This window comes from Neobacillus sp. BP17, assembly GCF_059579525.1.
Map to the genome: position 1 here is coordinate 904,724 of NZ_CM184198.1, position 13,064 is coordinate 917,787.

At 40.2% G+C, this 13,064-nt stretch carries 12 protein-coding genes; 7 read left to right on the forward strand and 5 right to left on the reverse strand.

The window, feature by feature from the left end; genetic code table 11:
• Positions 1 to 207 precede the first annotated feature (207 nt).
• From AC4QJR_RS04310 to AC4QJR_RS04340, 7 genes are all read left to right on the forward strand, one after another.
• Positions 208 to 378, forward strand: coding sequence for a YezD family protein (locus AC4QJR_RS04310; RefSeq protein ID WP_496526617.1), 171 nt, complete (start codon positions 208 to 210; stop codon positions 376 to 378).
• 395 nt (positions 379 to 773) lie between these two features.
• A complete protein-coding gene (locus AC4QJR_RS04315) occupies positions 774 to 1,889 on the forward strand; it encodes an IS110 family RNA-guided transposase (RefSeq protein WP_496524190.1) in 1,116 nt (371 codons plus the stop codon).
• 625 nt (positions 1,890 to 2,514) lie between these two features.
• Positions 2,515 to 3,585, forward strand: coding sequence for a sulfate ABC transporter substrate-binding protein (locus AC4QJR_RS04320; protein ID WP_496525421.1), 1,071 nt, complete (start codon positions 2,515 to 2,517; stop codon positions 3,583 to 3,585).
• Positions 3,586 to 3,668: 83 nt separating this feature from the next.
• A complete protein-coding gene (cysT, locus tag AC4QJR_RS04325; RefSeq protein WP_251460998.1) occupies positions 3,669 to 4,502 on the forward strand; it encodes a sulfate ABC transporter permease subunit CysT in 834 nt (277 codons plus the stop codon).
• 346 nt (positions 4,503 to 4,848) lie between these two features.
• Positions 4,849 to 5,736, forward strand: coding sequence for a sulfate ABC transporter permease subunit CysW (gene cysW / locus AC4QJR_RS04330; RefSeq protein WP_496525422.1), 888 nt, complete (start codon positions 4,849 to 4,851; stop codon positions 5,734 to 5,736).
• Position 5,737: 1 nt separating this feature from the next.
• Complete coding sequence (locus tag AC4QJR_RS04335) at positions 5,738 to 6,808, forward strand: sulfate/molybdate ABC transporter ATP-binding protein (protein WP_098575870.1); 1,071 nt, start codon at positions 5,738 to 5,740, stop codon at positions 6,806 to 6,808.
• Positions 6,809 to 6,884: 76 nt separating this feature from the next.
• Positions 6,885 to 7,373 carry an HIT family protein gene (locus AC4QJR_RS04340; RefSeq protein ID WP_496525423.1) on the forward strand — a complete coding sequence of 163 codons (489 nt, stop codon included), beginning with the start codon at positions 6,885 to 6,887 and terminating at the stop codon, positions 7,371 to 7,373.
• Between the two features lie 18 nt (positions 7,374 to 7,391).
• Here the strand turns inward: AC4QJR_RS04340 and AC4QJR_RS04345 are convergent, their stop codons facing one another.
• The 5 genes from AC4QJR_RS04345 to AC4QJR_RS04365 all read right to left on the reverse strand — a co-directional run bounded on the left by AC4QJR_RS04345 (position 7,392) and on the right by AC4QJR_RS04365 (position 12,934).
• On the reverse strand, positions 7,392 to 7,700 hold the full coding sequence (locus AC4QJR_RS04345; RefSeq protein ID WP_375376277.1) for a hypothetical protein: 309 nt from the start codon (positions 7,698 to 7,700) through the stop codon (positions 7,392 to 7,394).
• A gap of 131 nt (positions 7,701 to 7,831) precedes the next feature.
• Positions 7,832 to 9,235: a decarboxylating NADP(+)-dependent phosphogluconate dehydrogenase gene (gene gnd / locus AC4QJR_RS04350; RefSeq protein ID WP_496525424.1), complete on the reverse strand. Its 1,404-nt coding sequence runs from the start codon at positions 9,233 to 9,235 to the stop codon at positions 7,832 to 7,834.
• Between the two features lie 65 nt (positions 9,236 to 9,300).
• Positions 9,301 to 10,647, reverse strand: a complete 1,347-nt coding sequence (locus tag AC4QJR_RS04355) for a GntP family permease (RefSeq protein WP_375376275.1) — start codon at positions 10,645 to 10,647, stop codon at positions 9,301 to 9,303.
• A gap of 17 nt (positions 10,648 to 10,664) precedes the next feature.
• Positions 10,665 to 12,209 (reverse strand): gluconokinase, encoded by a 1,545-nt coding sequence (gene gntK / locus AC4QJR_RS04360; protein ID WP_496525425.1) that lies wholly within the window; start codon positions 12,207 to 12,209, stop codon positions 10,665 to 10,667.
• Positions 12,209 to 12,934 (reverse strand): GntR family transcriptional regulator, encoded by a 726-nt coding sequence (locus tag AC4QJR_RS04365; protein ID WP_496525426.1) that lies wholly within the window; start codon positions 12,932 to 12,934, stop codon positions 12,209 to 12,211. Before AC4QJR_RS04365 ends, gntK begins: the two co-directional genes overlap by 1 nt.
• Positions 12,935 to 13,064 lie beyond the last annotated feature (130 nt).

Sequence of the window (13,064 nt, forward strand, 5' to 3'; positions counted from 1 at the left end):
TGAAATTAAGCTGATTGGAAAACCAAAGGCTTATACTCTTAGAAATAATAAAGGGGTATAGGCCTCTTTTGTTAGGAAGGTGACTGATCATGAATTTTCCAATAAGTAAGTGCAGTCCACATTGTTGTATGTCATTGGATCGTTTTTTTATTACAATAAAACCAAGTATTCTTATATGAAATTGGTAGAATAAGAGAGGATGATATGATGGCATACGTGGATCAAGCAAAAGCAAATTATATACTGTCGATACTTAAAGGGCTGGAGTATGGATCTGTGGTGATAACAGTACATGATGGCAGCATTACCCAAATTGATAAAACAGAGAAAACTAGATTTGCACAACAAAAAAAGTACATCCAGAAAGAACAAAAGTAACAACACTTATTATTTCGTTCATTTTAAAAATATAGCCGATCAGACCACTGAAGGCTACTTATTCTCTAGACTATCCGAAGGATGACCATTTCTGACAGGTCTTTTACCAAGGCCGAAACGCAGAAACTCATTCTAATAGGAATGGTCTAGAGATAGGTTGTCTTTTTTGTTTGGTTAAAGGTTAATGTTGATTTTAGCACTCTGTTGATTGGAGAGGAAGGCACGAAGACTCCTGCGGGAGTACGGGGCAGGGGAGACCCCGCAGGAGCAAAGCGACGAGTTATCATGAACGAAACTAGCTCCTTACTCGTAACATCGTAGGTTAATTTGGTTAGAATGTTTACTGAAAAAAACATAACCAAATCAGAGCTACATTACGGAAGGAGCTAGTTATTATGAAGGATACCATAAAATACGTAGGTTTAGACGTATCAAAAGAAAAAATAGCTGTTGCGATTGCAGATGAGGGTCGAGATGAGCCTAGATATTGGGGCATGATTTCGAATACACCAGAAGCAGTTAAGAAATTGATGAAAAAGTTAGGAAACAGCGAGAACTTACGAGTGTGTTACGAAGCAGGTCCTACCGGATATGCATTGTATAGGTTATTCCTTACTCTAAATATTCACTGTATGGTTATAGCGCCATCTTTAATTCCTCAAAAACCTGGTGAGCGTATTAAAACGGATCGTAGAGATTCCGTTCGACTGGCTCAATTATATCGAGCTGGAGAATTAACTTCTGTTTACGTTCCTACTCCAGAGGATGAGGCTTTACGAGATCTTGTTAGATGTCGAGAGGATGCAAAAGAAGACGAATTAAGGGCTAAACACCGGTTAAGTAAATTTTTACTACGTTATGATATCCAACCTCCATCAAAGGGAAAAAAATGGACCGTTAGGTATTATAGATGGTTGGACACGGTAAAGTTTGAAAACTCAAAACTACAAGTGGTTTTTCAAGAGTACTACCATCAAATTAAAGAGATACAACAACGAGTCTTGAGACTAGAAGAAGAAATCAGAATACAAGCAACGAACAGTATTCATGCCCCAATCATTCAAGCTTTACAAGCTTTAAGAGGCGTTGCGCTAATAACAGCGACAAGTATTGCGGCGGAAATAGGTTCTTTTAAGCGCTTTTCTACCGCTAGACAGTTTATGGCGTATTTGGGGTTAGTACCTAGTGAATTTTCGAGTGGTGAAAGTAGAAGACAAGGTAAGATCACCAAAACAGGAAATCGGCATGTCCGGCGACTACTCGTGGAATCGGCGTGGAGTTATAGATATAAACCGTCTGTTAAAGGTGAATTACAAAAAAGACAAGATGGACAGTCGCCGACTGTTCTAGCAATATCCTGGAAAGCACAAAACCGACTTCATAAGAAATATTTTCGATTATTATCAAGAGGAAAAGAAAGTGGTAAAGCCATCACGGCAGTAGCAAGAGAGCTAGCAGGTTTTATTTGGGCAATCACGCAGGAATTAGACGAAGTAGTACCAGCAGCTTAAAGAAGTACGATTCTCTATGACATTAGTACATTAGAAATAAAATAGATGGATGAGAATAGGGCTCGAAGGCAAAGAGAAAAACCGGAAAGGAAAACCCACGTGCCTCCTCTGTGCTATATCTAATTAGATTAACGCACGTCACGAGTTAGTGGATAAGGCCTTTATACGGAAAGATAAAATGTGAAAACCCACGGATATCAGAGCGCTAACCGCAGTAGAAGTTTTTGCCTTCGTGCCGTGTCCTTAACATCTATTCCAAGAAGGATGAAGGAAGGAAGATTATTCCAACTTTAGCTTAATAAAGTGTCTCATCTCTTTGAATGGCTGTCAAGGAGAGCACTTGACAGCCATTCAAAGAGATGAGAAATGGTCTGTAAGCTAAAGAAGGAGCTACCCTAGCCTAAACGGCTAACTATCTAACCAAGTAAGCGAAGAAGCGAGAAATAGCTTCTCTTCTTAGAGTTGGTCAAAAATAAACCAAAACCGAGTTTAAGTGGGGAGCCTTGACAGTTTCGTTCATATCAGGAGGCTCCCCGGCACGCCCGCGGAAAGCGAAGTGTCTGGAACGGAAATCAACAGACCAGTTTAACACAGCCTTTTGTTTAAAAAAAGGGGGAAATTACTAATGAAAATAACTTACAAATTCACAACTGTACTCATTCTAATCGCTCTTATTTTGGCCGGATGCGGTACACAGGCAAGCAACCAAAGTTCTGAGAAAAAGGATGGAGGAACCAAACAAGAAGCTGCAAAAACGAAGGAACCTGTCCAATTATTGAATGTCTCATATGACCCAACCCGAGAACTTTATGAAGAATTTAACGGAGAATTCACTAAGTACTGGGAAAAAGAAAAAGGGCAAAAAGTGACGATTCAACAATCACATGGCGGTTCTGGGAAGCAAGGCCGTGCCGTTATCGATGGGCTTGAGGCAGATGTGGTGACATTAGCTTTAGCCTATGACATCGACGAAATTGCTAATCTAGGAGGCTTACTCTCTAAGGATTGGCAGAAGAACCTAAAGGATAACTCCACACCATATACGTCGACGATTGTGTTTCTAGTTAGAAAGGGAAATCCTAAGGGAATTAAGGATTGGGACGATTTAACGAAAAAAGGTACTTCCGTCATCACCCCGAATCCAAAGACGTCAGGTGGTGCCCGCTGGAATTACTTGGCTGCTTGGGCCTATGCAAAAGATAAATTTAATGGTGATGAAACGAAAATTAAGAAATTTATGAGCCAACTATATAAAAATGTTGAAGTTTTAGATTCTGGAGCCCGCGGCGCAACTACGACGTTCGTGGAGCGAGGAATTGGTGATGTCTTGGTTGCCTGGGAGAACGAAGCCTTCTTGACCCTAAATGAATTAGGAAAAGACAAGTTTGAGATTGTCGTCCCATCTATCAGTATTCTTGCCGAACCACCAGTTGCTGTTGTTGATAAGAACGTCGAGAAAAAGGGAACAAAAGAGGTAGCTGAAGCCTATTTGAACTATCTATACAGTGATGTGGGACAGGAAATTATCGCGAAGAACTATTATCGTCCTCGCAATCAAACGATTCTTGATAAATATGCAGATGTCTTTCCAAAAATTAATCTAGTGACAATTGACGATGATTTTGGGGGATGGAAAAAAGCACAAGAGACGCACTTTAGTGATGGCGGAACGTTTGATCAGATTTACCAGCCGTAAATGTTGTTAAGTGAGACGGGTGTCCTCTATCAAGTGTGATGGGGGGCGCCCTACATGTATATTATTTGGAAGGGGTCAACCTCATGGCTCGATTAGCAAGTATGAAAATGAAAAGAAAAAGTGTTCTGCCGGGATTCGGCCTGTCGTTAGGGTTTACGATGTTTTATATAAGCATTCTTGTTATTCTGCCATTATCAATGATTTTTATTAATTCAGTGACAGTTGAGTGGTCAAAAATTTGGGGGACGATTTCAGATCCGAGGGTGGTTGCCTCCTATAAATTGAGCTTTGGTGCTGCTTTTTCCGCCGCGTTTATTAATGTTATTTTTGGCGTATTAATCGCATGGGTGCTAGTCCGTTATCCATTTCCGGGCCGACGAATTATTGATGGACTAGTTGATTTGCCGTTTGCCCTGCCAACAGCAATTGCTGGAATTGCCTTAACGACATTGTATACAGAGAATGGCTGGATTGGACAGTTTTTAGGTTTTAAGGTGGCGTTTACTCCGCTCGGCATTACACTGGCATTAACCTTTATTGGTCTGCCCTTTGTGGTACGTACCGTCCAGCCGGTCCTGCAAAGCTTGGAGAAAGAAATAGAAGAAGCATCGGCAAGCTTAGGGGCAAACCGTTCGCAAACATTTGTAAAAGTAATATTTCCAGAAATAATGCCGGCTGCATTGACTGGTTTCGCGCTCGCCTTCGCTCGGGCCCTGGGGGAATACGGTTCGGTAGTTTTTATTGCAGGAAATATGCCGATGCGGACAGAGATTACCCCACTTTTAATCATGACGAAATTAGAACAGTATGATTATGCAGGTGCGACAGCAATTGCGGCCGTGATGTTGATCTTTTCTTTCACGACCTTACTTATTATTAACGTATTGCAGTGGTGGACGAATCGGAAATTTATTTAGTATTTTAATTGATTTTGAGGAGAATTGTTTGTTTTTTAAATTACTTGGGGAGTTTCGGTAAATAAATCACCTGGTTCTGCAAATAAACTTGGTATTTCCGTAAATAACCCTTGACGAAACCGTGTATTTTCACTTATTTACGGTAAAAGGTTATTGTTTCAGGTGTAAAATTACACCTAATCAGCGACTCTATAAGGTCTATCGGCTAATTTACCGGTTCTATCGGCGAATTTACTGATTCTATCAGCGAATTTACTGATTCTATCAGCGAATTCATCGGTTCTATCAGCGAATCTAAAAATAACAAACTACAGATGAAAAAGAACAGGTCTAGAAGGAGGTCCTTATGGCAGGAAATGTCTCATTGCAGTATTCAACAGCACCGGTCCAAGCTTCGTCCATCAACTCTGAACCACGCCTTGTACGCTGGATACTCATCACACTCGCATTAGCATTCTTAGGGTTGTTTTTGGTGCTGCCACTGGTTGCTATTTTTATCAAAGCCTTTGATAAAGGGGCGGCAGTTTTTCTAGAGGCTATTAGCAATCCAGACGCATTATCGGCTATTAAGCTAACACTGATAATTACCTTAATTACTGTTCCCCTAAATGCCATCTTTGGAGTCGCTGCGGCCTGGGCGGTTACCAAGTTCAATTTTAAGGGAAAAAGTCTATTGATTACGATTATTGATCTTCCATTTGCCATTTCCCCAGTGATTGCGGGATTGGTGTTTGTTTTATTATTTAGTGCACATGGTTTATTTGGACAATGGTTAATTGATCATAATATCAAAATCATCTTTGCGGTACCAGGAATTGCGCTGGCCACGCTTTTGGTGACACTGCCATTCGTCGCCAGGGAGCTGATCCCATTAATGCAAACGCAGGGAACCGCCGATGAAGAAGCTTCTCTGACGCTGGGGGCGAGCGGCTGGAAAACATTCTTTTTAGTAACTTTGCCTAATATTAAATGGGGACTACTATATGGGGTTATTCTCTGCAGTGCCCGGGCTATTGGAGAGTTTGGGGCAGTATCGGTTGTTTCGGGACATATCCGGGGCCTGACCAATACGATGCCGCTTCATATCGAAATTTTATACAATGAGTATCAATTTTCCGCTGCCTTTGCGGTGGCTTCCTTAATGTCATTGTTTGCCATCATTACACTGATTGTAAAAAATTTCATTGAGTGGAAAGCTAGAAAGTCATTTGAATCAGAAGAAGGAGCGCATTAAGATGAGTATTCAAATCCAAAATATCTCAAAATCATTTGGAAATTTCCAAGCTCTTGATCAAATAAATCTTGATATTCAAACGGGGGAGCTCGTTGCACTGCTTGGTCCGTCCGGTTCTGGAAAAACATCGCTGCTGAGGATTATCGCGGGCTTAGAAGCAGCCAATCAAGGTGCGATTCTGTTTGGGGAAGAAGACATTACGCATATCAGTACAAAGGAACGAAAAGTAGGATTTGTCTTTCAGCATTATGCTTTGTTTCGCCATATGACTGTTTTTGATAATGTTGCTTATGGATTAAAAGTGCGGCCCAGAAAATTACGACCTTCCAAAAACGAAATAAGAGAAAAGGTCATGGAATTACTAAAGTTAGTAAAACTAGAGGCCTTTGCCGATCGATATCCATCCAATTTGTCTGGGGGTCAACGGCAGAGGGTCGCATTAGCACGGGCATTAGCGGTGGAGCCCAAGGTGCTATTGTTAGATGAACCATTTGGAGCCTTAGATGCTAAGGTACGGAAAGATCTTCGCAGATGGTTAAGAAAACTTCATGATGATTATCAAATTACCAGTATATTTGTGACCCATGACCAAGAGGAGGCGCTGGATGTTGCCGATCGTGTGGTCGTGATGAATGAAGGGAAGATTGAGCAAATTGGAACACCAGAAGAGGTTTATGAAAATCCAAACAGTCCTTTTGTTTATCACTTTTTAGGAAATGTGAATTTGTTTAAAGGCCGTCTGCATAACGGGAAATTACGGAATGGGCATTTTGAAGTCGATGCTCCAGAATTTTCGGAGATAGAGAATACCGAGGCAGTTGGTTATGTTCGTCCGCATGATATTAGTATCGAAAGGGAAGCTAGCCAGGATTCAGTTTCTGCCAAAATTAATTATATTCATTTAGTTGGGGCAGCTGTCCAACTTGAACTGATTCGAAAGGATAATGGGGACTACCTAGAAGTGGAATTAAGAAAGGAGCAATTTCGCAGCCTCAATCTAAAGACAGGCGAAGAAGTGTTTGTAAAGCCGCAACAACTAAAAGTCTTTATCCCCCAAGATTATTCCATTTAATAGTATAGTTTAATCAGTAAAAATCAGATAAGATTACTGTTAGTATTCGTATCTGATTTTTACTGGGGGAGTAGATTTGAGAAAAATTACCTTATCCAATGGACATACAGTCGAGGTGGAATGTTTAAGCTGCGCCTTAACAAGTGGTTTAATCGTCCCTGACGGAGGGGTCGTGTATGAAACAGAATATTTCCATGCCCATCAAGATGTCGCCTACCCGATTAAGGGTTTAATAATCGTCGCCTCCAAACGGCATATTACATGCCTAGATGAATTAACGGAGGCCGAAAAGACAGATTACATAAATATTCTTACGAAAATTAGAAAAGCCCAAAGAGAAGTCCTTGGGATAGAGCATGTGTATTATTTTTATAATGAAGATACCACCCACCATTTCCACATCTGGATGGTCCCGCGCTATGAGTGGATGTACCAATTTGGCCGGTCTGTTGAATCGGTGCGGCCTGTTTTGCTCCATGCTAGAAATGAAATGAATCATGATGAAAATCTCCAAGAAGTGATGGAAGCTATTAAACAACTGACGATTGAGCTAAATAAATCGTGAGGCGATCAAGCAGGAAGATTAGCTTCCTGCTTGATTGCCTTCTGCCTTAGCCGCATCAACCATTAGAATAACTGCAGAGATAATATGCATAACCATTCCTACAAACGGAATCCAGCCTATACATGAAGTTATGATTCCAAGGACACTACCTGTAATGGACCCGCTGCCCTCTTTTTTGGTAATCACCAACGTAACAATATGTAATATTAACATAATTGCTAGAGGGGTCCATACAAGACTGATAACGATCGTACCTCCAAGTACAGGAATTCCTAGTAATGCTTCAAGCCCACCTGAAACCCATTTCAGTATTCTTGATGTTGACATAAAATCCCTCCCATAATTAGTTGGTTTTTCTTTCCATAATCCTTTCGTTTCATTCTATTCACACTCTATCTAAAAATAGAACAAAGTCCTATACTCAATAACGAGTATAGGACTTTGTGATTGATTAAAGATTAGTTCCAGTCAGTGTGAAAAACACCATCCATATCGATTCGCTCATAAGTATGGGCACCGAAATAATCCCGTTGAGCCTGTAAAAGGCTGGCATTGGAATGGCCTCTTCGATAACTATCCAAATATGAAAGGGAAGCACTTAAGCAAGGAAAGGGGATTCCAGAATTAATTCCCTCACATACGATTTTCCTTAAACCTGATTGATACTCTTTTACTTTTTCAGCGAAAAAAGGAGCAATTAATAAATTCTTCAAATTTGCTTGTGTTTGATAGGCTTCACTTATTACGTTTAAGAACTCAGCACGAATGATGCACCCGCCGCGGAAAATAAGTGCAATTTCCTCTAATGGTAAGTTCCAGTCATAGAGGTCAGAAGTCATTTTATATTGTGTAAACCCTTGCGCATAGGCACAAACTTTACCCATATATAAAGCCTGTCTAATATGCTCAATCCACAAATCTTTATCTTCTATTGACAGTGCCACTTCCGGTCCAGCTAAAATTTCTTCTGCAAAAACACGTTCTTCCTTTAAAGATGATACATAACGGGAGAATAATGACTCCGTAATGATGGATAAGGGAATCCCATTATCGATAGCTTGCATACTTGTCCATTTACCCGTCCCTTTTTGCCCTACTTTATCAAGAATGACATCAATCAATGGCAGGCCTGTTTTTTCATCCTTCTTCTTTAAAATTTCGGCTGTGATTTCAATGAGGTAGCTTTTCAGTTCACCCTGATTCCATTTTTCAAAGATATCGGCAATTTCATTCACAGATAATTGTAATCTTTCCCTTAAAAAGGTATAGGCTTCAGCGATCAATTGCATATCAGCATATTCGATGCCATTGTGGACCATTTTCACAAAATGCCCTGCACCTTTTGGACCAATATATGTACAACATGGGGTACCATCCACTTGGGCAGCTATTTTGGTGAGGATGGGCGCTACTTTTTCATAAGCATCTTTCTCCCCGCCAGGCATAATCGAAGGACCATATAAAGCGCCAACCTCTCCACCAGAAATGCCAATCCCTAAATACTCAATTTCTTTTGACTTCAGATCCTCATATCTTCTGGCCGTATCTTCATAATGGGAGTTCCCGCCGTCCATAATAATGTCCCCAGGCTCAAGAAAAGGAACTAACGATGAAATCACTGAATCGATGGCTGCCCCAGCGGTCACCATAAGGAAGATTTTCCTAGGGGTTTCCAAGGATTGAACAAAACTTTGTACGTCGTAATACGGGGCGATCGTTTCACCGTCAATTCTATGTAAAAGTTTATCTGTGAGATCCCTCGTGTAATTATAGACCGCTACTTTTTCACCTTTGTTTGCCATATTTAAGGCAATATTGCTGCCCATTACACCTAATCCAATAACTCCAATTGTATTGTCCATTTCACTTTCTTCTCCTTTAAACTGCCAATAGTGGGGAACATAAATCCCCCACTATTGGCTTTATCTTAAACAAATAAACTTAGTATTAAAATAAAACCTAAACCACAAACGGAAATGATTGTCTCAAGTAATGTCCAGGTTGCAAATGTTTCTTTCATGGTTAAACCAAAATACTCTTTAAACATCCAGAAACCGGCATCGTTAACGTGCGAGGCAATTAAACTACCCGCTCCAGTGGCTAGGACGACTAAGGCAAGGTTCACGTCTGTTTGACCTAACATTGGAATCACTAACCCAGCAGTGGTTAAAGCAGCAACTGTGGCAGATCCTAAGGCAATACGTAAAATAGCTGCGATGATCCATGCTAGAATAATTGGTGATAATGAAGTACCTTTAAATAATTCAGCTACATAGTCTCCTACATGACCATTAATTAATACTTGTTTGAAGGCACCGCCGCCACCGATAATTAATAGCATCATCCCAATATGTGAGATGGCTGTTGAACAAGAATCCATCACTGTTTTAATAGGAATATTTCTTGCTAACCCCATTGTATAAATAGCAAACAATAACGAGATCACCATGGCAGGAGATGCACCGCCGACAAAACGGATAATGGCAAGTAAAGTGTTATCTGCAAATCCCATTGTTTTTTGAAGCAAAGTAATAATTGTAGCGATCGACATTAGAATTACAGGAAGCATTGCAGTAAATACACTGATTCCAAATCCAGGTGTGTCTTCCATTTTGAATGTTTTTTGCTCACCTAAAGAGGCGATATCTCCAGTTCTTGTAAAGGATGCAGGAACCAATCTTTTCGCTATCTTTGTAAACAAAGGTCCAGCAATAAAGACAGTTGGAATGGAAATAATAAAGCCGTAAAGTAATACTTCCCCAATATCTGCACCATATTCACCTGCGATGGTTGTTGGTCCAGGATGTGGAGGTAAAAATCCGTGTGTTACAGATAAAGCTGCTGCCATTGGAATACCAAGAAATAGAATAGAAACCTTTAATTGTTTAGAAATCGCAAATACGATTGGAATTAATAAAACTAATCCTACTTCAAAGAATAAAGCAATTCCGATAATGAATGATGCGACCACTACAGCCCACTGAATATTCTTTTCACCAAATTTATTAACAAGAGTCATCGCAATCCGCTGCGCTCCTCCTGAATCTGCAACTAATTTACCAAGCATTGCACCAAGCCCGAAAATGAGTGCTATATGTCCAAGTGTTCCGCCTAGCCCAGCTTCAATTGTTGCGATGATTTCATCTAATTTCATTCCAAGTGCAATGGCCACACCGAATGAGACAATGATAAGTGAAACAAAGGTGTTTAATTTAAAGCCCATGATTAAAATCAGTAATGCTATTATCCCAATTGCAACTATAATTAATGGCATGAAAATTCCCCCAAAATTTATTTATTTCTATTAATTAATCCTCTTTGATAATTTGCAATTCGTGTATAATCTTCTTCTAAAACCCTCGATAAGTTTATAAAGATTGGCAGTAATTCTCTATACTCTCTTGCTGCCTCTTCTTTAGGCGTATGTTTGTGTGTACTTCCAACCATTTCAGAAACAACATCAAACGAATCGATTTTTCCCGTAGCATATAAACCTAAGATACAAGCACCCAGACATGAACTTTCGTAGCTTTCTGGAACAACTACTTCGAGGTCGAAAATATCGGACATCATTTGACGCCAAACCTCTGACCTCGCAAACCCTCCTGTTGCTTGGATTCGTGTCACAGAACCTTCCATGCATTCAATTAATGCTAGAAATACTGTATATAAATTGTAAATAACTCCCTCAAGGGCAGCTCGAATCATATGTTCTTTCTTGTGCGCCATCGTTAAGCCGAAAAAAGATCCGCGTACATCAGGATTCCATAATGGAGCCCGTTCACCTGCTAGATATGGATGGAATATCAATCCATCTGCTCCCGGCCTTACACCTTCTGCGATTTTTGTTAGTACTTCATATGGATCAATGCCTAGTCTTTTTGCGGTTTCTACCTCAGAAGCGGCAAATTCATCCCGAATCCAGCGGAAGATCATCCCGCCATTATTTACAGGTCCGCCAATAACCCAATGTTTTTCCGTTAATGCGTAGCAAAAAATGCGACCCTTCTCATCGGTATGCGGCTGATCAATAATAGTCCGAATTGCACCGCTTGTCCCTATAGTGACCGCAATCTCACCCTTTCGAATCGCATTAACCCCAAGGTTGGAAAGGACTCCATCACTGGCACCAATCACAAAAGGTGTTTGAGGATCTATCCCCATTTGGTGTGCTAATTCAGGGTCACAGTTGGTAAAAATCTCAGTTGTTGAGACAAGCCTAGATAACTGTTCACGTGAAATTCCAGCGATTTTTAATGCTTCCTGGTCCCAATCTAGTTTTTTCAGATCCATCATGCACATGGCTGAAGCTAGTGAATGATCGACAACGTATTGGTCAAAAAACTTTTTAAAGATATATTCCTTTATCCCGATATATTTTTTCGCTTTTTTAGCTATTTCTGGACGATCATTCACAATCCAAGTAATTTTGCTTAATGGCGACATCGGGTGAATCGGCGTTCCTGTCCGTTTGTAGACCTCATGTCCATTTAATTCCTCTTTTATTTTATGGCTCCAGGCCTCACTGCGATTATCTGCCCATGTGATGCACGGTGTCAGCGGTTGATCATTTTCATCTATAGCAATGAGACTATGCATGGCGCTGCTAAAAGAAATAAAGGAAATTTCTTTTTGTGGGTGATGCTTCATAATATTTGAAATCGCTTTTACTACAGCCGCAAAAATCTCTTCTGGGTCCTGCTCAGCTGTTGAAATATCAGGTGTATAGAGTGGGTAACCAATATTCTCTTGTTGGATGACTTCACCTTTTTCACTAAATAAAACGGCTTTTGTGCTAGTCGTGCCGATGTCTAACCCCAACATATAGTTTGTCATTATTCTTGCTCGACTCCTTTAGAAAGCATTTGTTGAGACCGCCACAGGTCTTCTACTTTTCCTTGAACATCATCGAAATTTTGATGTAAGGATAGAATCATGAGGTCTCTATTTTTTGCATCAATCGCATCAATATATAATTGATGATTTTCCACAATGCGCGGAAAGTCTTCGTATTTTTCCTTGAACCGGGACCGCATCGATAAAAGGATGAAAGCCTCCATTACTGGTTTGGCATTATTCCAGATCATCGTGATGTAAGAATGATTGATTGCCCGAATAATTGTTTCGTGGAATAGGACATCTTGATAGGCAAACTCATCTGCATCGTGATATTTGATGGCTATTTTCATCATCTCGAGTATTTTACTCAGTTCCTTAACTAATGATGTAGTGTCTAATTTTACAAGACGTTCATATACAAACGATTCAATCAGTAATCGGACATCATAAATTTCAACTATTTCTTTGCTGGTTAATCCAATGACAACCGCACCCATTCGCTCTAAACGGATTAAATTTTCAGAAGCAAGGGTTTTTAATGCTTCGCGAATCGGTGATCGACTCACATTAAAATCAGCGGCTAATTTATTTTCTGATAGGATGGTGCCGCTTTCAATTAGACCAGAAATAATCTGCATCCTTAGCTCATATGTTACCCGATCTCCGACTGAAGCTTTCGTGAGCCATTTGGTCGGATATAATAAATCCTTTGATTCTATCATCGCTACACCTTCTTTATTGAATACGAGTACACTTGTATACAAGTATTATAGGTCGAATTTGAAAAAATGCAAGCGCTTTTTTTATACTCAAATGGGAATCGATGAAAGGTGCATTATTATTCTTAACGAA